This window comes from Undibacterium sp. RTI2.2, from assembly GCF_035018705.1.
GTDB lineage: Bacteria > Pseudomonadota > Gammaproteobacteria > Burkholderiales > Burkholderiaceae_D > Undibacterium.
Genome location: NZ_JASJXN010000012.1, coordinates 75,660 through 100,356 on the forward strand (window position 1 = coordinate 75,660; position 24,697 = coordinate 100,356).

Here is a 24,697-nt window from a genome sequence, read left to right on the forward strand (position 1 = left end):
ACTCCTAGTATGTATTTATTAGTTGTCCATATATTTACTGGACAATAAGGCATTTTTAGAAAAAATAATGGGGAGTATATTTAAATGACGCTAGATAGGTCCTTCGCATTTTGTACAAAATTCTTCAGTGCTTGATATAGAAAACCTCATATAAGTCTCTCAACCCTGGGGCCAACCATTTGTCTCTACGCAGCACGTTCCCACATACCCTCTGCAAACTAGCATTGCTGTTGCTCGCTTGCAGTGTGTTGCTGACGGTGAGTGCCCTTGATTTTCCGCGACTGCAATCTACGCTACGCGACATGGGTGGCAACCAGCAACTGCTGCTGGAATGGCGCAACCTGATTCAGACAAACATGGCGCTTGCGACCAGTGCCAAATTAGAAAAAGTGAATGATTTTTTCAATCAAAAAATCACTTATACCGAGGATCAGGAAGTCTGGGGTGTTGAGGATTATTGGGCGACGCCAATGGAACTTTTATCGAAAGAAAAAGGCGATTGTGAAGACTACGTCATCGCCAAGTACTTCACCCTGCTGAACATGAACGTACCCGAAAATCAGTTACGCCTGATTTACGTCAAAGCAAAAATCACCAATGCCGATGGCACTAGCACACAACAGGCGCACATGATCCTCGCTTACTACCCATCAAGTAGCGCCGAGCCATTGATACTTGACAGCCTGGTCAACGATATCCGTCCAGCATCACGCCGACCGGACTTAATCCCGATCTTCAGCTTTAACAGTCAAGGGATTTACTCGGGCGTTGCAGGTAATACCAAACCTGGTGCCAGCGGCACTAGTCGGCTATCGCGCTGGCAAGATCTGTTAGAACGTGCCAAACGAGAAGGTTTTTAAAGGAAAATTTATGTCCATGTATCGTCAACTCTGGCTCGCCATTATCCTCAGTACCGTGCTGGCATCGGTAGGAAGTTTGCTTGCCTCCACGCTGAGTTCACGAGCCTATCTAAATGAACAGTTACGCATGAAAAATGCCGATAACGCCAGCGTCTTAGCCTTATCACTGAATCAAAAAAACATCGATACCGTTGAGCTGGAACTGATCGTCACAGCTTTATTTGATCGCGGCTATTACGAAAATATCAGCATCATTAATCCAGAAGGAAAAAAGCTGGTTGAACGCGTTGCAGAACCCGAGCGAGCAAGTGTTCCGAACTGGTTTATCCGGTTATTCCCGATCAGCTCATTCCCCGGTCAGGCACAAATCAGCAATGGTTGGAAACAAGTCGGCACCATTTCTATCGTCACGCAAAGTGGTTTTGCTTATCAAGCGCTATGGGATTCTTCCTGCAAAATGCTGGCAGCGATTGGGCTGGCCGGTTTGATTTCTGGCTACCTCGGCACCCGTATTTTGCGCCGCTTGAAGCGGCCTTTAGATACCGTGATTGAACAAGCTAATGCATTATCTGAAAGACGCTTTGTCACCACGCCAGAATCCGATGTGCCAGAACTTCGCCAGCTCACGATAGCGATGAATGCCTCCGTCAATTTACTCAAATCCATGTTCGCAGAAGAAGCGTCCCGACTGGATGCATTGCAACGCGAAGCCAATACCGACGCCATCACAGGCCTAGCGAATCGTTCGCATTTTATGGCGCGCCTGCAAGTCATGATCGAAGAAGAACATACCGCAACTGGTAGTCTGATACTGATGCGACTGGCGAATTTTTCACAACTCAATCAACAACTGGGACGCGAGAAGACAGATTCCTTGTTAAGAACAATCGGTGGACAATTGACGGATAGCTTATCGGGATTACAGGAAGGATTTGCCGCCCGCTTAAACGGCTCGGACTTTGCAATACTGTGCAGGGAAAGTAATGCCGAGCCGCTGGCAACGACCCTACTGAAACGGATACAAGATACGGTCAACGCGGTCGCCGAAAACTCCTACACAATTTGCGTCGGCTATGGTGAGTTTAATTTTGGCATCAGCTCTGGCAAACTCTTATCCCAAATCGACAGCGCCGTCGCCAGCGTAGAAAGCACAGGTATCAGCGGCACCCATCGTGCGCTGCCTTTAGACATCACGCAGGCACCGAAAACTAAAGAAGAATGGACTAACTTAATCCAGCAAGCCTTACAGCAAGAGAAAGTCAAGATCGCGCTATTTCCTGTAGTGGATTTCCAGCAAAACATCGTCCATCAGGAATCAGCTTTACGCTTGATGTTTGATGATATCTGGTTTGCAGCGGGACGTTTTTTACCCGTTGCAGAACGCTTGGGTTTGAGCACACAGTTAGACCTCGCGGCGATGAATCTGGGCTTAAACGAGTTAAGAAAAAATCCAAGTTTGGCGGGGGTTGCCGTCAATTTATCCGCATTATCAATCCGGGATACGACATTCCGTGCAGCAGTACAAACGCTGTTGAAAAACAACACAGAACTATGCAAGCGCTTATGGCTGGAGATTCCAGAAAATGGCGTCTTCAACCATCTGGATGCCTTTAGAATTTTTGAACAAATCGTCCATCCTTATGGCTGCAAAATTGGCTTCAAACACGCCGGCCATCAACTCAGCCGTATGAATTTGATCCACGACATTAAACTGGATTACCTGAAAATTGATGCCAGCTTTATCCGCAACATTCACGCCAATGCCAGTAACCAGGCATTTATCAAAGGCATGGCAAATATCTTGAATCGTATCGATATCCAGGTATTCGCTGAAGGTGTTGGCTCTGCTGAAGAGATGCTGACTCTGACTAATTTAGGAATTGCCGGAGCGACGGGAGTTGGAGTAGTGGCGATATAGTGGCAAAGGAGCGCAGCGCCGCATGGGACGTTACACCGAAATTTTCCATTAAACCCAGATTTTCCATTGGAACAGCTGCAAGTGTGCCTATCGCGGACTGACTTGCTAGACGCAACGACGACGCAAGCTGCCTCTTGCCAGAAGGAGCAACGCCAGGCAGTTCGCCGCACGTACAATTGTCGCTGTAGCGCTCCCACTCAAATCGACGTGGTGCTATCACTCTGAACACCGCATGCCGTCTGCGTTTTTTGCGAAGTGCTAGCGGTCTATTGGAGAATCTCGGTTAAATGCGCGGTGTTTGCAATATCCAACAATGTGGCTTTTAGTGAAACAGCCTTGGCGGGATCATCTATTTAATTTTACCAATTTCTTCAGATTCGCTACTATGGTAGGAATTATTCATACCACTTGCATAAAAGGTGCTTCGATGACGACTAACGCAGAGAAAATAAGTATTGCCCTACCGCCAGAAATGGTGCACATCGTGCGTACCGCCGTCGCGACCGGTGAATACGCATCGAGCAGCGAAGTGATTCGTGACGCCTTGCGAGACTGGGCGCACAAACGCAGTTTGCGCATGCAAGGCATTGCCGAGCTTCGCGGGGTCTGGCAGGAAGCCTTAAGCGACAAGACACCAGGCATCTCGGCTGACGAGGTATTGAACCGACTTGAGCGCAAGTACCAGGCAATCGCCAACGCTGCGGATTCGTCTAATTGATGCAAATAGAACTATCACGCTACATCGAAGGAGATCTGGATGTTATTGCTGATTTTATCGCGCAAGACAATCCGAGGCGCGCGGTAACATTCATCCACGACATTCGCGGAAAGTTTTATCAGATCCAGCGCGAACCGTTAATTTACCAACTACGCCCGGACATTGGCGAAGACGCTCGCATGGCTACAGTGGGAAATTATGCAATCTTATTCCGTATCATGGGGAACGTCGTACGAATCGAGCGCGTTGCCTATGGCGGCCGGAACTTACCACGTGTTTTTGATCCATCATGAATCATATTTCTCCCTATTTTACGGTTGGTTTCACGCACGGTTTTATTTGCAGTTAATGAGAGCACGAGCGGTTTTTAGATCCATCGCTGAAGATGTCGTCTTTACTGCCACAGCAGAAAAAGGTATTCCTGCGTTTGTTCGCGCTGATGCCGGTGTGAATCAGTACGGTGAAACCAATGCCAGTATTCTGGAAGCGTTATCAGTGATAGTGACTGACAGCGAAGAAAACCGCCTGCCTAACGCCAGCGTAGTTTTTACGATAGAAGAGGGCGATGCCATTTTTATAGATGCAAATGGCAATAAGAATAAAACACTGACACTCAGCACGGACAAAAATGGTATGGCGGCAGCGCGTCCAGTTACGGGTACGCAAGCAGGTTTGGTGCTAGTCACGGCACAAGCAATGAATCCGCTAACGCAAACCAATATAAGCGGCGCCACCTATCAAATCCAAGTACTGCAACAACAAGACGGTCCTACCCAGTTCAGTGGCAAAGTCCTCAACCATACAGGTACGCCATTGTCGGGTGTTCGTGTTTCGATTGGTAGAACCAGTCTAGATGTTACAACGGACGCCACCGGATTTTTCCACTTCGACGATCAGGTACCACCCGGCAAACTAGACCTGTTTATTGATGGAAGAACAGCAGATATAAAAACGAATCAATATCCTGCGCTGCACTTTGAAGCATTGGCCGTTCGCGGACAAAATAACGTATTGCCGCATGCAATCTACTTACCACCTCTGCTGATGAGTCAAGCCAAAATTGTGGGTGGAGATCAGGATGTCACCCTCAAGATACCGGGGTTTGAGGGATTTGAGATGGTGGTTAAAGCCAACAGTGTGACGTTTCCAGATGGTTCCAAAGTCGGTCCATTGGTGGTCAGCCCTGTTCAACAAGACAAGTTGCCAATGGTACCTCCTAGTGGATACAGCGGATTCATGGCACCTGCTTGGACAATACAACCGAGCGGCACTCGATTTGATCCGCCGATTCAGGTCAAAATCCCCAATAGTATTAACTTGAAGCCAGGTGAAACGCGGGAAATCTACCAATGGGATCACGATCTCGCAACGTTTGTCGCAATGGGTAGAGCCACTGTCAGTGAAGATGGGGCGCTGCTGATTAGCGATTCAAATAGCGGCGTTACTAAGGCTGGTTATAGTGGTCAAGTTATTTCGAATCGCACTCCTAGCGATCCGAATTTTGATATCAATTCCTACATCAATGTTTATATGCAAGGCGATCTGGTTGCATTCAATCAAAAGGTAACGGGGATTCGTTTACAAGTACCAGTGTTCGTTAACGGAAAAGCATCCGCCAGGATATTGATCCCATGAGTCGAGCCCCAAAATTATCTTGGTCTCCCTTTTTTTTCATTGCTTCGACAATGGCTTGTTTTTTATTTGGGCGACTGTTCAAAACAATCGAGAGATAGCACAGCGCAGACTGATACAGCCAGTTCTCAGCGCAGGTAAGCTAGTTTCCTCTGAGTGCACAACTTTTACGCGTGGTTCCAGAGGAGGAGCGCCAAAACCAATACTTGTTATGACATATCAGTATTCTGCTAGCCCCCATGATATTAGTCGTTATGAATTAACTGCTACCAAGTGGTTTGATACCATCGAAGCATGTGCAGAGTTTAAAAAAACGAATCCTATAAATACAAAATTATGGTACGAAAAAAACAATCCAAGTAAGGCAAGTATGTTTGAAACTGAGCATGATTCATGGGGATTTTTGAATGGTTTACTTTTAGCCACATTTTTTTTAATTTGCGGGTTATTTCACCAAAAATCTTTAAATAAGGATTTTACTGTTTTAGTAAAAAAATTTAAAAGAAGAAAATAAAGGAAGCCTCGTGGAAATCGCCCGCCTTGTGTTTAAAAATTGTAGTTTCGCGTTGCTCGGTTTTCTAGCTTGTAATGTGCATGCACAGACATCAGATTTTGTTCCATCAATGAAGACATCAAGTCCGAAAATTAAATCTTTAATTGTTGCCTGTTCAGGCGCAAAATCTGATCCAGCCATCGGTTGGTGCCTCTTGCACGATTAGCGCACTTAATCGCAATGCTGCGGTTGCTCCAGATAGTAGTTTTACAATCTACAACATTCCTGGCAGTAGCGGGCCATTTCGCGCTAGAGCGACCTGCTCAGATGAACACACCACACCTATTTGATAGACTTATTTACTCATCTCTTTAAATTGAACTGGCATGCTTTCCAGCTCAGCTTCGGCGACGTATTACTGCAATTTACTTCAGCATTTTACTCAAAACTTTTTCACGTAAATCTTGTCCAGCCAGATCATTGCTGTCTACTGCTGATGCAGGGGCTTTCGGTGCGTCGGACTTATTGTCGTGCAGCTTGAGCGTTTTAGTCGTGGGGTTACTATCCAGACACAAAGTATCGGAATAAACCGTCTTGCCGTTAACGGTGCAACGACGCACACCAGCATCTATCGTTACAGCTTGCTGCATATTGGCATTTGGCGTGCTGCTTGTATCTTGCGAACTAACGGACGATTGCATGCCACTGGCATTTTTTAGTTCAGTTGAAATCACATTCGCTGATTTACTCCATCTGGCCCGAGCCTGTGGAAAAGGCAATTCACCATAACGCGCCATGTATAAAACACTCAAGCCTACTGCAGTTAATAACATCATCAAGAAGGAAATAGTCCATAAGCTCATGGAGCCAGATTGTTTTTGATTGATCATGGTAGTTCAGCAGAATTCATTCGTCTTAAGATCAGTTCACTACGCCTTTGCAGGTAGCCGGATCCAGTATTTTTATCAAAGTATCTAGGCTTGGGTAACATGACGGCCAGCCTTGCCGCCTGGGTTGGACTGAGTGCCGCCGCCGTCACACCGTAATAATGCTGGGATGCTGCCTCTGCACCGAACACGCCGACGCCCCACTCCACTACGTTTAAATAAATTTCTAAGATACGTTCTTTATCCATGCAGAGTTCTAGCATGTAGGTAATAATTAATTCTTGTCCTTTGCGCAGGTAGCTGCGCTGGCCGGACAAGAATAAATTTTTAGCCAATTGCTGGGTGATGGTGGAACCACCAGAAACGACCTTGCCCTTCTTCTGATTTTTCTCATAAGCCTTTTGCAAGGCTTCCCAATCGACTCCTTCATGATCGACAAAAGTATCGTCCTCTGAGGCAATCACGGCACGCTTTAGGTTATTAGAAATCTTAGCGTACGGCACCCACTTCTGTTGAAGTTTGGCGTCGGGATTTTTCTCTTGTAGCAGATCTAATTGATGTCGCATGAAACTAGTAGATGAGGGATTGAAATGTACCCACCAGCAAATTTGCAATAAGAAATACGCCTGCAACAACACAAATAATAATAGTGGCAACAGGATCAGCCATAAAAGGACGCGCTTCATGTTGGCTCCGGTGCTGTTGTCGATACAGGTGCAGTTGCATGTGCAGGTACAGCTAAAGCCATGCGTAAATCAGCTAATATTTTCTGCGTCTCTGGTTGCACGCCGCGCCACAACTGGAACGCAGCGGCGGCTTGTTCCACCAGCATACCCAAGCCATCTCTGGTCTGCGCACCTTGCCCAGCGGCATAGCGCAGAAACGTCGTTGGTTGCGCGCCATACATCATGTCGTAGACCAAGGTATGGGACGCAAATACACCGGCAGGAACAGGCGGCAGATCGTCCTGCAAACTGGCTGAGGTGGCGTTGATGACGACATCAAAGATGCCCGCTGCGTCAGCAAATGGCACTGCCTTAACTCTGCTATTGCTCGCCGCATCGGGATTGTACTGATGTGCCAGTGCGACTAACTCTCGTGCGCGTACCAAGCTACGATTAGCAATGATGAGTTGTGCCGGATGTTGTTCTAATAAGGGAAGAATTGCACCGCGCGCTGCTCCGCCTGCGCCCAGTAACAAAATACGTTTTGCTTTTAATACTATGCCTGCGTTTTGCACAATATCAGTGACCAGGCCTTGTCCATCGGTGTTATCGCCGATGATCTCCTCACCATCAAACTTGAGCGTATTTACCGCACCGGCGGCTAGTGCGCGCGGTGTCAGTTGGGTGGCTAATGCAAATGCTTCCAGCTTAAAAGGTACGGTGACGTTGGCACCTTTACCGCCCGCAGAACGGAATGCCTGCACACAGTCCGCAAAACCATCTAGCGGTGCCAGCAAACGCTGATAGTCGATATGTTGCGCAGTCTGCATCGCAAAGCTGGCATGAATAGACGGCGATTTGCTATGCGCAATCGGATTGCCGATCACCACATAACGATCGGGCTCTGACGGAGCAATCAATTGCCACCTCCGCGCAATTCGGTTTCTAACTGCTGGTCACGGGTAAATTTAAAACGGGTGATCACTATCCACAAATCGTCTTTATCATTCGAGCGCATATTGGGTGGGAATTTACCAAACGGCGCTGCACGTCTGACGATACGTAAAGCGGCGGCGTCTAATGCGGGATTACCTGATGACTTCTCGACTTTTGGACCGCCATCTTTTTCATAAATAGTGCCGTCCTGAAAAATCGGAATGTACACAATCAACTCGCCATATAATTTTTTGCCGTTTTTTTGCGGAAAATCCAAGGTACCAATATCTTCCACTCGCTTTTGCAAAGTCTTGTAATACACCGCGTAACCAACTGCCTGGGTGCTGGGTGTAATAAAAGTTTTACGGGGGCGCTTATTCTGGTCTTCTATACTTTGCGAAATTTCAGCCGCCATGCGTGCCAGCGCCTGCGTGCTGTCGACATGATCTTGTCCATTGCTGGTCGGTTTAGCGTCGTTTGGCTTGTTGTCGGTTGGGGGCGGTGTGTTGACGCGGGTTTTTAAATTGACTTGATCCATCAATTTTTTTTGCTGCTCTTCTAATTCCTCTACTTTGCGCTTGGCGACCATGATGCTGTCGCCGTTTTCAGTTTTACGCATATCAGGCAAAGGTGATTTAGCACGTCCGCTGTCGTTGGCGCCGCCACCATCCAGATCGGCTTGCGCCAATGCTTCTGCTTTGAGTGGCTTTTTATCGTGTTTGGCGTTGACCAAGATGACTTCTAAACCAGGGTCAGCGGCCACGACTTCTGCCGGATGTGGCGCGACAAAATGCAGTAGCAATATCGTCCCATGCAATACCAACGAGACCATGATAGCGATGGAGAGAATCAGATTGTCTAAGATGGATTTCACAAATAATATCGTCGTTTTGAAAGAGCTTTGTTTTACGTTAGTCAGAACTATGAGCTTCCAGGTTCTGACTAATTTTTTATTAATTATCTGCCACCAGATCTGGATCTGATTTTACATCGGCCGTTACCGTATCGGCTTCAAGTTTCTGATCTTCTGAGGTATCAGCGTTGTTATCGATGCTGCCAGACTGATCCAGTGATTCGTTTTCTGGTGCAGTCTGAGTTTCAGTATCAACCTCAGTATCAACCGCAGCGGCAGTATCGTCATCGCTCTCATCCATCTCACCCAAACCTTCATCGGTGACGCTGGAAAGCATTTCCAGAACCCGCGCCTCGACGCTGAGATCAACTTCATCCCAACGCAGAATATCCAGTTTGACTTGTGCACCACGCGCCATTTGCGGCATACCCGGCAAGCGGATAATCAATGGAATATCGACCAGACGCAGCACTTCATCCTTCAAGACGACTGCCTCAACCTGACGTGCGTTCTCTTGCCCTAACCAACGCAAGCACCAATATCTTTCCATATTATTTTGGAAATCGGCATAGGCGGCATAGGCGGCATCAAAACCGGACACAATCGCAAACAGGTCGGCGTCTTTTGGCTTGAACGGCGCAACCAGCGGCGCAGTAACACCATGCTGGACGCAGGCAATGATCTGCCATTGATTGACCAAATCGGTATAGCGACGCAGTGGTGAAGTGCTCCAGGCATATTGATCCACGCCCAAGCCCTGATGCGGCGCAGCATGCGTGACCATGCGCACTTGCATCTTGGCCGCCCAACCACCGGAGCCACCACCCTGCGCTCGGTAAATACCGGGGATACCATGATCTGCCATGAATTTACCCCAGGTACTATTGGCAAAAATCATCAGCTCGGCAACCATCTTATCCAAAGGCGCGCCACGCTTGCGGCGGACGATGGATACGACATCATCTTCTACATAAAAATTGAAATCGACGCGATTGGTTTGTTCTGGCTTTAAACCAAAACCTTCGCGCTTCGCCATGCGACCTTTTTCCAATACTTGCGCCCATTGCCAGATCTGCGCGATCTCGGCTTTATGCGGATAGTCACCAGCATCATTGGCGAGATTCTCTTCGGTGACTAAGGCGTCCAGATCATTGTGGCGCAAATTGGATGCCATCGGAATGGCTTCCAACTTGGTTTCCGTCGAGATCACACTCCAGTCGCTGGTATTGAGCGTCACATATAAGGACAGCGCCGGACGAGTCTGCCCCTCGCCCAAGGTATAAGTCTCTACCAAGGCATCTGGCAACATGGTGATCTTATCGCCAGGCATGTACACGGTCGACATACGCGAGCGCGCAATCATGTCGAGTGCATCATTGCGTTGTATGCCCAGCGCTGGTGCCGCTATGTGGATACCGATACGTATTTGATCATTAGCCAGCATGACGACGGAAAATGCATCGTCAATTTCTGTCGTGGTCACGTCATCAATCGAAAACGCTTGCACATCCGCTATGGGCAAATCCACCGGCAAGGCAGGAATAGGCGCTTGCGGGAAGCTAATACCTTTCGGGAAGTTCTCAAACAAAAACTTGGAGAAATGCAAATCTTTAGCGCTCTTCACGCCACCGCAAGCCAGCATCAAGCGTTGTGGCGACATTTGCAGTGCATCGCAGGCTTCGGCAAAGGCTTTATATTCGATGCCATTTTTTTCTGGCTTAAACAGCAGTTGCAAGGCCAGTGATTTGAACGCATCTGGCAAGCGATGCTGCTTTAACTCTTCTACATAGCCTGCCTGGATAATCGCTTGCTGCTTTTTCTTCTCTATCCCAGCCAATGCGGCTTTTAACGACGCCTCTGGCGCCGCCTTATAACGACCGCGACCTTTTTTGTAGAAATAAACCGGTGCACCATGCAAGGCCAAGATCAGACCTGCGGCTTCTTCCGGTTTGGGTGCATGCCCAAAATATTCGGCACCAAGTTCGGCAAACCCAAACTCCTCCTCGCCTGCGACTTCCCATAAAAATTCCAGATCAATTTCTGCCGCCAAGGTTTTTGCCTGTGTGAACAAGCTGCTGGCATCGGGTGAAGCAAATTGCAGTAGCACATCTTTAACGCGCACTTTGCTGCGCTTGCCGCTGGCGAGTTCTACCTGATATGCCTCGCCGGTTTGGGACATCACACTACCCGCTTTAAAATCACCGGATTCTTCAAAAAATAAATTCATGCAATACTTCTTTTCTCTACAAAATAATCATTTTTATGGGAGTATCTGAAAAAATACTACTTAACGTCCAATGATTCTCTGGACGATTAAAAATACACCCTACTAGTATCTATTCTTTAAATTAGCAATCGCAGGTAAAAATACCTCCGTCACCAACAAACAACCACCTTTGCGCCGGAATACCGAGCGACGCGCTAACAGGCTGAGACTGGCAGATTGCTCCAAATCTAATCCATCTACGGCAGCGATTCTGCGCATCAGCGGATGTGCTTTCCGCAAACGCGCATACGTCAAATCACCACGCTGCACCAAAGGATCATTAAACAAAGTTGAGCCCAAAGAGCGCTCACCAAGCGAACTAAATAATGGCCACTGACTGGCAGTTGCGGTCAACGGTAGCACAGTGTGTGCGTACACCACCGCCTCGCCATCGCAGCGCAACAACACTTCCCGCTCATATACTTTGGCGCGGCGCGGCAAACCAATCTGCATCGCCTCATCTGTCAGATAAATTGCCCGACGCTGATGCAAACGCTGTACTCTAAATTGCTCTGAACAGGCTACTAGCTTGGCCGTCAGCGAGGAGCGATTGGTTAGCCAATCAACCATTTTTGCGGAAGCCTGAACACCATTAACATGCGATAGCCAATGGGCAAAAGCAGGCGAATGACTACGTAAAATGGTAGCGTTCAAAGTAGCACTACTCACGCCGCCGTCACTCATATCGTTGATCGCAAACACAGTAAACCAAGATCAGATTCCCGCGTCACAAAACAATAAAACCTGATCCAGATAATCGACAAAATCCGCCATGCCATGATCACTTCCTTCGATCACAATTTGTTTGGCAGCCGGATAATGCGCTGTCATTTCGCGCCAATCCAACACTTCGTCACCGGTCGCAGCCAGCAAAAAATAACGCTCGGCTTGTGTGATTGCCGCCACTTCGTATGCGCGCAATTGCGGCACGTATTCCGCTTTAAACTCAAACACCTCGTCGCTGTGATAAGCGGTCGTGACACCCACATACTTTTCCAGATCACGTGGCGGCTTGACGGCTGGGTTGAGCAAGATCGCCTTGCAGCCATATTTTTCTGCCAGCCAGGTCGCGTAAAAACCACCAAGCGACGAGCCAATCACGGTGATATCTTCTGGAGCATAAGCTGACATCAGTTGCTCTGCCTGCTGAATCGCCAGCAAAGGCGATGCCGACAATTGAGGACAAACATATTCGTCTGCACGCCCCAGGCTGTGCATGTATTCCGCCATTTTTCGCGCTTTAAATGATTGCGGAGAGGAGCGAAAGCCATGCAGATATAAAATCATACGGTGACCGTTTTGCTTGCCAGCGCATCCAGCAATTTTTGATGAATTCCACCAAAACCGCCGTTGCTCATCACCAGAATGTGATCACCCGTTTGCGCTTGCTGGACGATAGCACTAACCAACTTATCCAGATCATTGAAGGCAGATGCTTTGGCGCCCAGCGGGCTCAAGGTTTCTGCCAGATCCCACCCTATCACCGGCTTACCTCCTGCAAAAGTAGTTGGAGCTGCGTAGGCAAACACCAAATCAGCCTGCTCCAGACTACCGGGTAAGGCTTGCTTCATACTACCCAACTTCATGGTGTTGGAGCGCGGCTCCAGTACGGCCAAAATACGCCCGGCGCCGACCTTGCGACGCAAACCCGCAACCGTTGTCGTGATTGCCGTAGGATGGTGTGCAAAATCATCAACGACAGTAACTCCACCCTCAACCCCACGCACTTCCATACGGCGCTTGACGTTGACAAACTGCGCCAGCGCCTCAATCGCAATCGCAGGAGTGACGCCGACATGGCGTGCAGCAGCAATCGCGGCTAAAGCATTCAGACGATTGTGAGCACCGTTAAGCTGCCACTGCACCACACCTTGGGATTGACCATTGAAAAACACCTCAAAATCTTCACCTTCTTGCAGCGACAAGAACCAGCCTTGCTGGTCTGCCGACGCGTCGGTCGCAAAGAATTCTTTCTCACTCCAGCAACCGCGTTGCAGCACGTTTTGTAAAGTGGCTTCCTGCCCGTTCACAATCAAGCGCCCGACACCGGGCACGGTGCGCACTAAATGATGGAACTGGGTTTCGATCGCCGCCACGTCAGGAAAAATATCTGCGTGGTCGTATTCGAGGTTATTTAAAATCGCGGTCTTCGCATGGTAATGGACAAATTTACTGCGCTTATCAAAAAACGCTGTGTCGTACTCATCCGCCTCAATCACAAAAAAATCCGAGGCTTGCGAACCGGAGAGTCGGGCAGAAATACCAAAATTGAGCGGCACTCCCCCGATTAAAAAGCCTGGCGCATAGCCAGCAGACTCCAGTATCCAGGCCAGCATCGCCGACGTTGTGGTCTTGCCATGTGTACCCGCTACCGCCAGTACCCACTTGTCGCGCAAGATATGCTCGCCCATCCATTGCGGACCAGAGATGTAGGGCAAACCGCGGTTTAATATTTCTTCCATCAGCGGATTGCCGCGTGTGACCACGTTACCAATCACAAACAAATCCGGCTCCAGCGCGATTTGATCCGCAGCAAAACCTTCCGTCAATTCGATGCCTTGCTCTTGCAACTGGGTGCTCATCGGCGGATAGACATTGGCGTCGCAGCCAGTAACTTTATGTCCGGCCTCCTTCGCCAAGACCGCCAGACCGCCCATAAATGTGCCGCAGATACCTAATATATGAATATGCATGGTTTTTATCGCGCTATTGAAGCGCCTAAGCGAATAAGTGCAATACAGGAATTAGCGAGACCGTGAGAATAATTCCGTGTGATCAAAACGATCAAACAGACTAAAACGATTTGGCACAAATCCTGCAAATTTTAGAATCCCGCAATTCTACCTGACAGACGACCGCCTCAAGACATCCGTCAAGAGATTCCGTACGACTGGAAACATCACAAAGTATTTTGGTTTATGATGCCCCTATGATGATGAGCAGCCTAAACGAACCCGACTCCCTGCGCGCTGAAATCGCTGCGCTGGCAGCCCGTATGATCGCTGAGGATGGTGCAGACTATGGATCTGCCAAGCGGCGTGCTGCCAAACAGTTGCTGGGCAACCAAAAAATTCGTGGCGATGTGATGCCAGATAATCAAGAAATTGAGCAGGAAGTCCGTGAATACAATGCGATTTTCTTTGGTGACACACAGCCGCAACGTTTGCTGGAATTACGAAAAATTGCTGTTGAGGTCATGCAAGAACTGGAGAAGTTTAATCCCTACCTGGTCGGTGCCGCGCTAAATGGCACCGCCGGCGAGCATTCTGATATTCATTTGCATTTATTTACCGACAATAGCAAGGATGTCACGATTTTTTTGCTGAACAAAGATATCCGCTTTGAAGTATCCGAAAATAGTACGGGGAATCGTGCCCATAAACGTAGTGAACAAGTTGAAACACTCAGCTTCATGTACAAACAGGAAGGTGTTCATCTGGCTTTATACAACCAGGACGACATCAAACATGGCGGACGCAATGAGCGCGCCTCTATCGCCGCAGTTAAAGCATTGATCACAGAAAGTCAGGAATGAATAAACGTTTTCTTATCGCAGCAGTACTGATCGCGATTGCCTCAGCAACTGTAGGCGTCGTCGCCGCCAATAAGCAATTGGCGCCCGTAGCACCTAAAAATACCAGTGTGGCGCAATTGATGGGGCTCACACTATCTGACAGCAAAGGCCAGGCTCAGAAACTGGCGCAATGGCAGGGTAAGTTTTTAGTCGTTAATTTCTGGGCGACCTGGTGCGGTCCTTGCGTACAAGAAATGCCTGAGTTATCTGCGCTACAAAAGGAGCTATCTGGAAAAAATGTTCAATTACTAGGCTTAGGCATCGATAGTCCGACCAATATTGCTGAGTTTGCCAAAAAATATCAGATTACTTATCCAGTATTTTCGGCTGGGATGGAAGGCACAGAATTATCGCGCCAGCTAGGCAATCAAGGCGGTGGATTGCCATTTACAGTGCTGATTGCGGCGGATGGCAGTATTGCAAAACAGTATCTGGGACGCTTAAAAATGGAGGAATTGCGCGCTGATATTGCAAAACTATCTAACGTAGCAAAATAGTTTTCCTTGCCAATACCAAGTAAATAGCGGCAAAATGTGTTATCTTCGTGAAAAAGAATTGATAATATGGCAAGCAAACTGCTGCTGCTGAATGGTCCGAATTTAAATTTGCTCGGGACTCGTGAGCCGCATATTTATGGTTCAGTTACCTTGGCAGACGTAGAAAGTGCAGCAAAATTGCAAGCCGCGGAAGCTGGGGCGGAACTGCAAAGTTTTCAAAGTAATCATGAAGGCGCTTTAATTGACCGCATTCATGCAGCAAGATTAGAGCAAGTTAACGCGATCATTATTAATCCCGGCGCACTCACACATACCAGCGTCGCTTTGCGCGATGCTTTGGTTGGTGTGGCAATTCCGTTTATTGAGGTGCATATTTCCAATGTGCACCAAAGAGAAAACTTCCGGCACCATTCCTATCTGTCCGACGTCGCCACAGGCGTGATCCTCGGACTTGGCACTGAAGGCTATCGATTAGCGATTGACTTTAGCCTAAAAAATCTTTAAATTCTTGCATCTTCACGCAATTTACCCATATTATCTTTGATATGACATATAATTATGTCCATTCAATGCTTGTTTTCTGAGCTAGTTATTGCGCTGATGCGCTTGTTCTAATCACGTTTTCTGAGCCATTTTGCTCGCTCAGAAACATCTTCACTAGGGGATTTCACATGGATTTAAGAAAACTCAAGACCTTGATCGATCTCGTCGCCGAGTCAGATATTGCAGAACTCGAAGTCACTGAAGGCGAAGGTAAAGTCCGCATCGTTAAATCTTCTGCAATGCCGCAAAATCAAGTTGTGATGATGCAGCCGCAACATATGCAGCAAATGCCTCAACAAATGGCAGCAGCGCCAGTAGCAGCAAGCGCACCGGCAGCACCGGTAGTTCCCGATGGTCATGTAGTCAAATCCCCTATGGTTGGTACTTTTTACCGCTCCTCTGCGCCTGGTAATGCCGCGTTTGTAGAAATCGGAAAAAGCGTTAAAGAAGGCGAAACTCTTTGCATCATCGAAGCAATGAAACTGTTGAATGAAATCGAAAGCGATTTTACTGGCACGATCAAACAGATTTTGGTGGAAAACGGCCAACCTGTTGAATACGGTCAGCCCTTGTTTATCGTAGGATAGTTGTAAGATCGCCGCAAGATCACTCTCGGCGAACACTACGATTACTCCTGGCTAAATTTACAGCTAAAGTCTCACAGCTAAAGCCACAGCTAAACCCAGTTTTTTTATATGATCTCATTAAAGAAATCAGTGCTTTATAAAAATACTGCCTGCAACGCTGCAAGCACTGCCACCGTAAAATTCATATCATGTTTGAAAAAATTCTAATTGCCAACCGGGGTGAAATCGCGCTACGTATCCAGCGCGCCTGCCGCGAAATGGGTATCAAAACCGTCGTCGTTCATTCCGAAGCCGACCGTGAAGCCAAATACGTCAAGCTAGCCGATGAGTCCGTCTGCATCGGGCCAGCGCCATCCAATCTGAGCTATCTCAGCATGCCAGCGATCATCAGTGCAGCAGAAGTGACCGATGCGCAAGCGATTCACCCTGGCTACGGCTTCTTATCTGAAAATGCAGATTTCGCTGAGCGGGTTGAGCAATCCGGCTTTGTCTTTATTGGACCGCGTGCGGAATCCATTCGCCTGATGGGTGATAAAGTCTCTGCCAAGCAAGCCATGATCAAAACTGGCGTGCCTTGTGTGCCAGGCTCTGAAGGCGCTTTACCGGATGATCCTAAGGTAATCGTACAAACAGCGCGTAAAGTCGGCTATCCGGTCATCATCAAAGCTGCTGGCGGCGGCGGTGGGCGCGGTATGCGCGTGGTACACACCGAAGCTGCTTTGCTCAATGCAGTGACAATGACCAAAGCAGAAGCAGGTGCGGCTTTCGGCAATCCTGAAGTGTATATGGAAAAATTTCTGGAAAATCCACGCCATGTGGAAATCCAGATTCTGGCCGATCAGCACGGCAATGCGATCTGGTTAGGCGAGCGCGATTGCTCCATGCAACGTCGCCACCAAAAAGTAATTGAAGAAGCACCGGCACCGGGTATTCCTCGCAAGACTATAGAAAAAATTGGCGAACGTTGCGCCGCTGCATGCCGCAAAATTGGCTATCGTGGCGCTGGTACGTTTGAGTTTTTGTATGAAAACGGTGAGTTCTATTTCATCGAAATGAATACTCGCGTGCAAGTAGAACACCCTGTGACAGAAATGATCACTGGTGTCGATATCGTACAAGAGCAGATTCATATCGCTTTCGGCGAAAAATTGCGTTTCCGCCAGGCCGACATCGAGTTCAAAGGCCATGCAGTTGAGTGTCGTATCAATGCAGAAGATCCGTTTAAGTTTGTCCCGTCACCAGGTCGCATCACGTCATGGCATACACCGGGCGGCCCTGGGATTCGGGTAGATTCACATGCATACGCGGGCTACTTTGTACCGCCAAATTATGATTCCATGATCGGCAAAGTGATTGCTTACGGCACAACGCGTGAGCAAGCCATCCGCCGCATGCAAATCGCCTTATCCGAAATGGTAGTAGAAGGCATACAAACCAATATCCCCTTGCATCGTGAATTGATGGTAGATGCCCGCTTTATTGAAGGCGGCACCAACATCCATTATCTGGAACATAAGCTGGCAGAAATGCCGGATCTGTCCAAAAAAGCGAAGTAAATTAGTAAGCAGAAAGATTCAAACATGGCCTGGATAGAAATTCTCATCGAAGTAGCGCGTGAACACGCTGAAAACCTGTCAGACGCCTTGATGGAAGCGGGTGCTTTATCGGTGTCGGTAGAAGATGCGGATGAAGGTACCGATGCGGAGAAACCGTTATTCGGTGAGCCAGGTATGGAGCCGGAAGAAGCGGCTTGGGATCGTAGTCGGGTGGTGGCGTTAATTGCTGCCGACGCCGATGCTGCCGCAATTTTGGCAGAAGCGTCAGCAGCGATTGCATTGACAACAATTCCAGCCTACACGACTCGCCATGTGGAAGATCAGGATTGGGTGAGATTGACCCAATCGCAGTTTGAGCCTATCCACATCGGCAAAAATATTTGGGTAGTACCGAGCTGGCACGAGATTCCCGACCCTGCGGCTTTGGTACTGGAGCTGGATCCCGGTCTGGCGTTTGGCACCGGTAGTCACCCGACTACTCGCCTCTGCATGGAGTGGCTAGAGGCGCACGCGCCAAAAGAGTTATCTGTATTGGATTACGGTTGCGGTTCTGGCATTTTAGCGATGGTGGCAAAAAAGCTGGGTGCGCAAGCCGTTGTCGGCGTGGATATTGACCCTCAAGCGATCGAGTCAGCCAACTTTAATGCTGAACGCAATCATTGCGATATTACTTACACACTGCCTGAGCAATTCTCCTCATCCCATCCAGTTGGAACGCAATTTGATGTCGTAGTCGCGAACATTTTATCCAGCCCATTAAAGGTGATGGCACCGATGTTATCTGGTCGAGTTGCGGCTGGTGGCTCTTTGATTTTATCCGGTGTTTTAGCCCGTCAGGCAGAAGAAGTTGCCGCAGCTTATGCGCCGTTTATTGCACTCACAGTCTGGGCAGAACATGAGGGCTGGGTAGCGCTCTCCGGAAAAAAACCTAGCTAAGCCCCACAAAGTAATTTAATCAGTAAAAACTAAGCATCGACATCACATGGCACTCGCCACCCAATGCCCCCACTGCCAAACGACTTTCAGAGTCGCCAATGATCAGTTAAAACTGCATGGCGGGCTGGTGCGCTGCGGCTCTTGCCAGCAGACGTTTAACGGGATCGAGCATCTGCTCGGGCCGACGGTGCAAACAGCGCCAACGGTCGCACTCGAGGTGCAAGTTGCGCCGGTAGTGCTTGTCAATGTTGATAGTGATTTAAATACCGACGTCAATTCTCATATCGCTGAGCATCATGAAATCACTACAACAGAGATAAAAGCAGAATCTAGCCTGCTCCAAACTGCTGAATTGAATACAGCAGTTTCTGTAGCAGATTCGTCGTCTGGCATCGATCAAACACCGCCTCAGACACCAATCAGCGAGGTAGTCAGTACCGCAGTCACTACCGCAGCCAACACCGCGCTGGTGACCGAATCTCCAGCAGCAGAAATTAGCGCTGACTCCTTAGATTTTGATCTCGGGATGGATGAGGACATCAGCTCACCTGCCAAGCACGATAAGACCACACTCTCTGACGACACCAATTTAGATGATGAAGCAATCGGGCAAGTAGAACTACAAACTCGCATTGCCTTGATGGATGAACCAGGATGGTCTGCGACAGAGGCGGAAGAAGAGACTGGCGCCGCAGACCACAAGCAAGAACCTTATTTGTATGAGCCTGCAAGCGCCGACATTACCGTCAACGCAGATGAGCCTGGACACTCAAACCCCGAAGCTGATGATTATGCTGGTGAACCAGAGGCTTATTTGCATGACGGCCTGGCTTTTGACACGACTGGTAAAGCAGATTCCATCACTGACGATTTATCAGACGGTACATCGCCAGCGACGGATGCAAGCGCAGAGAGTGATCTCGAAACACCGGGCTTTATTTTAGCGGCGGAAAAACGTAAAGGACGTAGCAAAATCCTGCGCGGCTTGATGATTACTTTGTCGTTAGTCCTGTTTGTCGGGCTGCTGGGACAAGGCGTATTTATTGCACGCAATCACATCGCAGCCTGGGTGCCGCAAACTAAACCGATGCTGGCCGATGCCTGCAAATTACTGCATTGCCAAATTAGCTTGCTCGCCCAAATCGATCAAATCTCGCTGGAATCAAATGAGTTGCAAGCCTTATCAACGGATAAGAATGTCTTTTCGCTAGCGATACAGTTACAAAATAAAAGCGCCACCGCACAAGCATGGCCAATGGTGGAACTGATTTTAAATGACGCTAAAGATAAACCTGTCTTGCGTAAAGTATTTAAGCCCGAAGAGTACTTGAGTGACAAAAACAATAGGCTCGACACTAAGTCAGATAGTAATAAATTAGACTCCAAGCTCGACAACAAAACTGATTTAGCAAACCAGTTGAGTAAAGGCTTTAGCGCCGCCAGCGACCAGCAAATCAAACTGTATTTCGAGTTATCTCAGACCAAAGCATCCGGTTATCACCTCAGCATCTTCTATACCTAATTCTATTTTTTTGCGTTGAATGCGGTGTTGCGACACAACGCCGGGCTAGCAATATTCCCGCTCAATTAAAAAAATACTCCCATTGGTATATCTAAAGTATCCATAGGATCATTGGACATTAAGGCATTTTCTAAAAAAATAACGGGGAGTATATTGAACCCAGATTTCCCATTAGACCGCTACCACTTCGCAAAAACGCAGACGGCGTGCGGTCTTCAGAGGGATAGCGCCACCGCGATTTGAGTGGGAACGCTACAGCGACAATTGCACCTTTGGCGAACTGCCTGGCGTTGTTGCTCCTCCTAGCAAGATGCAGCTTGCGTCGTCGTCGCGTCTAGCCAGTCAGTTCGCCAAAGGCACACTTGTCGCTGTTCCAATGGAAAATCTGGGTTGAATTACCATAATCGTAGTCTGCAAAGTTCTTGCTAAAAAACGACTTCAACTTGCGTCAAAGTATCAGCGCAATGCAGCTGATCAACCATTTTTCAAAGCCAAAGCCAAAGCGGCACCGACAATCGCATTGTTTTTTACCAGCGCGATATTCGTCACCAGACTGCGGCCGTCTGTCAGTTGTTTGATTCTATTTAATAAAAACGGCGTCACTGCTTTGCCATTAATACCTTGCGCGTCCGCCTCTTGCAAAGCCTGCTCCGTGATGCTGTCTATCTCTGCTTTTGGCATGGCGTAAGCTTCTGGAACAGGATTGGCAATCACCACGCCGCCACGCAAACCCAGCGCCCATTTGCAACGGATAAAGTCGGCTTGCCCGGTCGCTGTATCCAACTGAAAATCGGCTTTAAAGCCACTGCCGCGAGTAAAAAATGCGGGGAATTCAGCTTGGCCTACGCTCACTACCGGGACGCCATGGGTTTCTAAATATTCCAGGGTCAAGCCCAAATCCAAAATCGATTTTGCGCCGGCACAGACCACCGCGACCGAGGTTTGCGCCAGCTCTTGTAAGTCAGCAGAAATATCAAAACTGGTTTCTGCACCGCGATGCACACCACCAATGCCACCGGTGACAAACACGGCAATTCCTGCCAACTCCGCACAAATCATCGTTGCGGCAACGGTTGTTGCGCCCAGTTTACCCGTCGATAAAACATAGGGTAAATCACGACGACTGACTTTCATTACCTCTGGTGCACTGGCTAATTGCTCTAGTTCTGCGTCAGACAAACCCACGCAGATTTTGCCGCCAATAATCGCAATCGTCGCGGGTACTGCGCCGTTATCACGGATCAATTGCTCAACTTCGCGTGCGGTCTGGACGTTTTGCGGATAAGGCATGCCGTGCGAAATAATCGTGGATTCTAAGGCCACAATAGCTTTTCCGTCCGCTTTGGCTTGGGCGACTTCTTTTGAAAATACGAGGTAGTTTTGCATGAGATTTCCTAAATGTTGGCGTAGTTTTTATTGAGTTAAATTCGGCAGTAAATTAAGTGAGTGCCATCAGCGTATCCGGCGTCAGATCGGGGCAAACCGTGCCTGCACTTTGCAAAGTCAAGGCCGCCAGATGCAAGCCGCGCTGCGCTGCTAATAACAGATCTGCATTGTTGTGATACAAGGACCAGCACACTGCTGCCGCAAAAGCATCGCCCGCACCCGTCACATCCACAACATCGGATGCCACTAGCAACGGCGCTGGCAAACGGTGCCAGTCCGTACCGCTGGTCAGCATCACGCCAGCATCGCCCAAGGTGACAATCACATCCTGCGCGCCTTGCTGTTGTAACTGGCGACAGGCGCGCTGTATTTTGTCCTCGTTGATTTTTTCCTCACCATCTGCGCTCAGACGAGAGCCGACGCGAGTCTCCAATTCACCCAAGTTGAGTATCAGCAAACGCACGCCTTCCAATACCTCCGGCAGGCGCGCCATTTTGGGTTGAGATACAGCGACCAGTATCAGTGGACTGGCATGTTGATTGGCTTGCGTTATCAGGTATTGAATACTGCTTTGCGGTAAATTTAAGTCCGCCACCGTCATCAGCGCAGTATTTAATTGCACCTGGCGACTTGCTAAAAAAGTGGCATCCAGAGACTCGCACAAAGTCATATGCGACAACGCCAATAACATCTCGCCATCCGCATCCAGCACGGCGGTATAACTACCGCTGCCCCGCCCTGGCAATTGCAAACTGGCACTGGTATCGATGCCCAACGCCTGGGCTTGTGCCAGCAAATCAGCGCCAACGGCATCATCTCCGGTCGCGCAGAGTAAGGCAGTCACGCAACCCAAACGCGCCAGATTCTCAGCGATATTGCGTGCCACTCCGCCAAAGCTTTCATGTTGACTGACAGGATTTGAGGTACCCATTTGTAAGGTCGCCAAGGTGCGCACCTTACGATCGATATTGGCGCCACCGATGCACAGGACTGGCCGGCGCTCGGGCAATACGTAGGCACGACCCAGCAAGCGCTTTTCACGGATCAGACTGGCGATATGTCCTGCCACCGCCGACCGTGATAACTGAAGGCGCTGCGCCAGCTCTTGCTGCGACACAAAGGGATGGGCGCGGATGATATCAAACAACTGATCTTTTTTCGAAATTTCGGACATGGGCTGTAGGCTGAGGTACGGATAGGCGGAATGAAAGCAGAAACAAAGGTAATCGTAATTTAGGGAATTCAAAAATAGTGAGAGACTTAAAATGAAGCTTTGCTCACGATTAAATCCATATACTCCCCAGCTCTTTTATGAAAATTAAGATGAAGGCCAATAAACATATAGACAATAAATAATACTCACCGTGAGTATTATTTATTCTTAATTTATTACCTTACTAAGCTTCATTGAAAAGAGCGTTGTTTCAGACAGGTGTACAGGCCAAATAACGAACAAAAAACAACAGCATGGCAAAACTAAAGCCAGTCTTATTAATCTCGGGCAAGACGCTTGAATTCAAACCAAAACAAACATATGTTTTAAATTATAAACATATGTCTTATTACAATCAAGGAACTATCCAAAAATACGGATTAATTTTGCAATGAAGTTTTCCTATTAATCACAAAATCGCTTTAATTTGCTCAAATTCGTTCACATAAGACAATTGCCTTGATTGGCATTTGACAACAAAAAAGATAGCGTCCAAAATTTGCCACCATTTTTAAAAAATCAAAATGTCATCGCTTTGCAGATTAGTTCTTGACTTGCATAAGCGCACCATAGTTAAATAGGAAATCGGTTGCGCAAACGATTGCGCAACCATTTTTTTACCAAGAGATCGTCAAAATGAAGCCACGCATTACCGTTGTTGGTAGCGTCAATATGGACCTCGTGTTCCGCACACCGCGCATGCCTGCAATCGGTGAAACGATGCATGGTCATGAATTCCGTCAAATTCCCGGTGGCAAAGGTGCCAACCAGGCCGTCGCCGCTGCACGACAAGGCGCTGATGTCAGTTTTGTCGGCGCTGTTGGCAATGATGGCTTTGGCGATTTCTCAAAACAATGTCTCGCGACTGAAGGCATAGAGCTAGCCAATCTGGCGACCGTACAAGGCATCGCCACCGGCGTTGCAGGTATTTTGGTGGACGACAGCGGACACAACAGCATCGTATTGGCCGCAGGTGCCAACGCTAGCGTCTCAGTTGCCCAAGTAGAGGCGGCGACCGCCAGCATCGCCACAGCAAAACTCTTGTTGTGCCAGTTAGAAACCCCCTTAGCTAGTGTCACGCGCGCCATCCAGATTGCGCATCAGCACAAGGTCGGTGTGATCCTCAATCCTGCGCCTGCGCAAGATTTAAGCGATGAGTTATTGGGATTGGTCGACTATCTGATTGTGAATGAAACCGAAGCGTCTCAATTGAGCGGCACTACGGTCATCGACCAGGCCAGCGCTAAATTGGCATCGCAACAGTTATTAAAACGCGGCGTCGGCACAGTATTACTGACCATGGGTGAGCACGGTGTCGTGATTACGACTAAAGATTCGAGCAACTTTTTGCCTGCTATTAAGGTCGAGGTGGTTGACACTACGGCGGCAGGCGATACTTTCGTGGGTGCGCTGGCAGTCGGCTTGGCGAACGGATTAAATATAGTAGACGCCAGCAGCGAAGCGCAATACACAGCGGCTTTAACGGTAACTAAACTGGGTGCTCAAACATCAATTCCGCACCGGCATGACGTGCTGGAATTTATGCACAAACAGAAGGCTGCCTGAAGGTTCAGAGCAAGCTAAAATTCGATAAAGTTTTTTTATTAGTAAACTACTGAAATAGTTAGACCATGTTAGGCTTGCTGGCCCTTGAT

General features: G+C 48.4%; 24 protein-coding genes. 14 read left to right on the forward strand and 10 right to left on the reverse strand.

Features of this window, described 5'->3' with window-relative positions; genetic code table 11:
• The first annotated feature begins 179 nt into the window (after positions 1–179).
• The 6 genes from QN395_RS08730 to QN395_RS08755 all read left to right on the forward strand — a co-directional run bounded on the left by QN395_RS08730 (position 180) and on the right by QN395_RS08755 (position 5,642).
• Complete coding sequence (locus tag QN395_RS08730) at positions 180–860, forward strand: transglutaminase-like cysteine peptidase (protein WP_323492025.1); 681 nt, start codon at positions 180–182, stop codon at positions 858–860.
• A gap of 10 nt (positions 861–870) precedes the next feature.
• Complete coding sequence (locus tag QN395_RS08735; protein WP_322121361.1) at positions 871–2,778, forward strand: EAL domain-containing protein; 1,908 nt, start codon at positions 871–873, stop codon at positions 2,776–2,778.
• 427 nt (positions 2,779–3,205) lie between these two features.
• The gene (locus QN395_RS08740) at positions 3,206–3,496 is read left to right on the forward strand and encodes a type II toxin-antitoxin system ParD family antitoxin (protein ID WP_322121360.1); all 291 of its coding nucleotides are present in this window, start codon (positions 3,206–3,208) and stop codon (positions 3,494–3,496) included.
• Positions 3,496–3,789, forward strand: coding sequence for a type II toxin-antitoxin system RelE/ParE family toxin (locus QN395_RS08745; RefSeq protein ID WP_322121359.1), 294 nt, complete (start codon positions 3,496–3,498; stop codon positions 3,787–3,789). Before QN395_RS08740 ends, QN395_RS08745 begins: the two co-directional genes overlap by 1 nt.
• Positions 3,790–3,844: 55 nt before the next feature.
• Complete coding sequence (locus QN395_RS08750; protein ID WP_323492026.1) at positions 3,845–5,131, forward strand: hypothetical protein; 1,287 nt, start codon at positions 3,845–3,847, stop codon at positions 5,129–5,131.
• 55 nt (positions 5,132–5,186) lie between these two features.
• The gene (locus tag QN395_RS08755) at positions 5,187–5,642 is read left to right on the forward strand and encodes a hypothetical protein (protein ID WP_323492027.1); all 456 of its coding nucleotides are present in this window, start codon (positions 5,187–5,189) and stop codon (positions 5,640–5,642) included.
• Between the two features lie 404 nt (positions 5,643–6,046).
• On the opposite strand, the gene QN395_RS08760 is transcribed toward QN395_RS08755, so the two are convergent.
• The 8 genes from QN395_RS08760 to mpl form a co-directional block, all read right to left on the reverse strand.
• Positions 6,047–6,511, reverse strand: a complete 465-nt coding sequence (locus QN395_RS08760; protein WP_323492028.1) for a hypothetical protein — start codon at positions 6,509–6,511, stop codon at positions 6,047–6,049.
• Complete coding sequence (gene mtgA, locus QN395_RS08765; protein WP_322121354.1) at positions 6,508–7,194, reverse strand: monofunctional biosynthetic peptidoglycan transglycosylase; 687 nt, start codon at positions 7,192–7,194, stop codon at positions 6,508–6,510. The genes QN395_RS08760 and mtgA overlap by 4 nt, the downstream gene beginning before the upstream one ends.
• Entirely contained in the window at positions 7,191–8,093 is a 903-nt protein-coding gene (aroE, locus tag QN395_RS08770; RefSeq protein WP_323492029.1) for a shikimate dehydrogenase, read from the reverse strand. Before aroE ends, mtgA begins: the two co-directional genes overlap by 4 nt.
• Complete coding sequence (locus tag QN395_RS08775; RefSeq protein ID WP_416200139.1) at positions 8,090–8,983, reverse strand: TonB family protein; 894 nt, start codon at positions 8,981–8,983, stop codon at positions 8,090–8,092. Before QN395_RS08775 ends, aroE begins: the two co-directional genes overlap by 4 nt.
• Positions 8,984–9,062: 79 nt before the next feature.
• Positions 9,063–11,189, reverse strand: coding sequence for a ribonuclease catalytic domain-containing protein (locus tag QN395_RS08780; RefSeq protein ID WP_322121352.1), 2,127 nt, complete (start codon positions 11,187–11,189; stop codon positions 9,063–9,065).
• A gap of 102 nt (positions 11,190–11,291) precedes the next feature.
• Positions 11,292–11,930, reverse strand: a complete 639-nt coding sequence (locus QN395_RS08785; protein WP_323492030.1) for a chorismate--pyruvate lyase family protein — start codon at positions 11,928–11,930, stop codon at positions 11,292–11,294.
• A 12-nt stretch (positions 11,931–11,942) separates the two neighbouring features.
• Positions 11,943–12,515, reverse strand: a complete 573-nt coding sequence (locus QN395_RS08790) for a YqiA/YcfP family alpha/beta fold hydrolase (RefSeq protein ID WP_322121350.1) — start codon at positions 12,513–12,515, stop codon at positions 11,943–11,945.
• Positions 12,512–13,921 (reverse strand): UDP-N-acetylmuramate:L-alanyl-gamma-D-glutamyl-meso-diaminopimelate ligase, encoded by a 1,410-nt coding sequence (gene mpl / locus QN395_RS08795; RefSeq protein ID WP_322121349.1) that lies wholly within the window; start codon positions 13,919–13,921, stop codon positions 12,512–12,514. Before mpl ends, QN395_RS08790 begins: the two co-directional genes overlap by 4 nt.
• Before the next feature lie 236 nt (positions 13,922–14,157).
• Here mpl and QN395_RS08800 point away from each other — a divergent pair, with 236 nt between their 5' ends.
• The 7 genes from QN395_RS08800 to QN395_RS08830 all read left to right on the forward strand — a co-directional run bounded on the left by QN395_RS08800 (position 14,158) and on the right by QN395_RS08830 (position 20,443).
• Positions 14,158–14,763 (forward strand): hypothetical protein, encoded by a 606-nt coding sequence (locus QN395_RS08800; protein WP_416352048.1) that lies wholly within the window; start codon positions 14,158–14,160, stop codon positions 14,761–14,763.
• Positions 14,760–15,299, forward strand: coding sequence for a TlpA disulfide reductase family protein (locus QN395_RS08805; protein WP_322121347.1), 540 nt, complete (start codon positions 14,760–14,762; stop codon positions 15,297–15,299). Before QN395_RS08800 ends, QN395_RS08805 begins: the two co-directional genes overlap by 4 nt.
• Positions 15,300–15,365: 66 nt before the next feature.
• Positions 15,366–15,803, forward strand: a complete 438-nt coding sequence (aroQ, locus tag QN395_RS08810) for a type II 3-dehydroquinate dehydratase (protein WP_322121346.1) — start codon at positions 15,366–15,368, stop codon at positions 15,801–15,803.
• A 167-nt stretch (positions 15,804–15,970) separates the two neighbouring features.
• Positions 15,971–16,429, forward strand: coding sequence for an acetyl-CoA carboxylase biotin carboxyl carrier protein (gene accB / locus QN395_RS08815; RefSeq protein WP_322121345.1), 459 nt, complete (start codon positions 15,971–15,973; stop codon positions 16,427–16,429).
• Positions 16,430–16,617: 188 nt separating this feature from the next.
• A complete protein-coding gene (accC, locus tag QN395_RS08820) occupies positions 16,618–17,985 on the forward strand; it encodes an acetyl-CoA carboxylase biotin carboxylase subunit (RefSeq protein ID WP_322121344.1) in 1,368 nt (455 codons plus the stop codon).
• A 24-nt stretch (positions 17,986–18,009) separates the two neighbouring features.
• Positions 18,010–18,921, forward strand: a complete 912-nt coding sequence (gene prmA, locus QN395_RS08825) for a 50S ribosomal protein L11 methyltransferase (RefSeq protein ID WP_322121343.1) — start codon at positions 18,010–18,012, stop codon at positions 18,919–18,921.
• A 46-nt stretch (positions 18,922–18,967) separates the two neighbouring features.
• Positions 18,968–20,443: a DUF3426 domain-containing protein gene (locus QN395_RS08830; protein WP_323492031.1), complete on the forward strand. Its 1,476-nt coding sequence runs from the start codon at positions 18,968–18,970 to the stop codon at positions 20,441–20,443.
• Positions 20,444–20,917: 474 nt separating this feature from the next.
• Here the strand turns inward: QN395_RS08830 and QN395_RS08835 are convergent, their stop codons facing one another.
• Together QN395_RS08835 and QN395_RS08840 are read right to left on the reverse strand one after the other, a co-directional pair.
• On the reverse strand, positions 20,918–21,829 hold the full coding sequence (locus QN395_RS08835; protein ID WP_322121341.1) for a pseudouridine-5'-phosphate glycosidase: 912 nt from the start codon (positions 21,827–21,829) through the stop codon (positions 20,918–20,920).
• Between the two features lie 52 nt (positions 21,830–21,881).
• A complete protein-coding gene (locus tag QN395_RS08840) occupies positions 21,882–23,003 on the reverse strand; it encodes a carbohydrate kinase family protein (RefSeq protein ID WP_323492032.1) in 1,122 nt (373 codons plus the stop codon).
• A 675-nt stretch (positions 23,004–23,678) separates the two neighbouring features.
• Between QN395_RS08840 and rbsK the strand changes: the two genes are divergently transcribed.
• Positions 23,679–24,608, forward strand: a complete 930-nt coding sequence (rbsK, locus tag QN395_RS08845) for a ribokinase (RefSeq protein WP_322121339.1) — start codon at positions 23,679–23,681, stop codon at positions 24,606–24,608.
• The last annotated feature ends 89 nt before the right edge of the window (positions 24,609–24,697 follow it).

Bases quoted from the DNA above. Each gene is read 5' to 3' on its own strand.
- QN395_RS08745 (WP_322121359.1), top strand. From the start codon at position 3,496: ATGCAAATAGAACTATCACGCTACATCGAAGGAGATCTGGATGTTATT.
- QN395_RS08740 (WP_322121360.1), top strand. From the start codon at position 3,206: ATGACGACTAACGCAGAGAAAATAAGTATTGCCCTACCGCCAGAAATG.
- QN395_RS08840 (WP_323492032.1), bottom strand. From the start codon at position 23,003: ATGTCCGAAATTTCGAAAAAAGATCAGTTGTTTGATATCATCCGCGCC.
- QN395_RS08800 (WP_416352048.1), top strand. From the start codon at position 14,158: ATGATGATGAGCAGCCTAAACGAACCCGACTCCCTGCGCGCTGAAATC.
- QN395_RS08780 (WP_322121352.1), bottom strand. From the start codon at position 11,189: ATGAATTTATTTTTTGAAGAATCCGGTGATTTTAAAGCGGGTAGTGTG.
- mtgA (WP_322121354.1), bottom strand. From the start codon at position 7,194: ATGAAGCGCGTCCTTTTATGGCTGATCCTGTTGCCACTATTATTATTT.
- QN395_RS08750 (WP_323492026.1), top strand. From the start codon at position 3,845: ATGAGAGCACGAGCGGTTTTTAGATCCATCGCTGAAGATGTCGTCTTT.
- QN395_RS08760 (WP_323492028.1), bottom strand. From the start codon at position 6,511: ATGATCAATCAAAAACAATCTGGCTCCATGAGCTTATGGACTATTTCC.
- prmA (WP_322121343.1), top strand. From the start codon at position 18,010: ATGGCCTGGATAGAAATTCTCATCGAAGTAGCGCGTGAACACGCTGAA.
- accB (WP_322121345.1), top strand. From the start codon at position 15,971: ATGGATTTAAGAAAACTCAAGACCTTGATCGATCTCGTCGCCGAGTCA.
- QN395_RS08805 (WP_322121347.1), top strand. From the start codon at position 14,760: ATGAATAAACGTTTTCTTATCGCAGCAGTACTGATCGCGATTGCCTCA.
- QN395_RS08790 (WP_322121350.1), bottom strand. From the start codon at position 12,515: ATGATTTTATATCTGCATGGCTTTCGCTCCTCTCCGCAATCATTTAAA.
- aroQ (WP_322121346.1), top strand. From the start codon at position 15,366: ATGGCAAGCAAACTGCTGCTGCTGAATGGTCCGAATTTAAATTTGCTC.
- accC (WP_322121344.1), top strand. From the start codon at position 16,618: ATGTTTGAAAAAATTCTAATTGCCAACCGGGGTGAAATCGCGCTACGT.
- rbsK (WP_322121339.1), top strand. From the start codon at position 23,679: ATGAAGCCACGCATTACCGTTGTTGGTAGCGTCAATATGGACCTCGTG.
- QN395_RS08735 (WP_322121361.1), top strand. From the start codon at position 871: ATGTCCATGTATCGTCAACTCTGGCTCGCCATTATCCTCAGTACCGTG.
- QN395_RS08835 (WP_322121341.1), bottom strand. From the start codon at position 21,829: ATGCAAAACTACCTCGTATTTTCAAAAGAAGTCGCCCAAGCCAAAGCG.
- QN395_RS08830 (WP_323492031.1), top strand. From the start codon at position 18,968: ATGGCACTCGCCACCCAATGCCCCCACTGCCAAACGACTTTCAGAGTC.
- mpl (WP_322121349.1), bottom strand. From the start codon at position 13,921: ATGCATATTCATATATTAGGTATCTGCGGCACATTTATGGGCGGTCTG.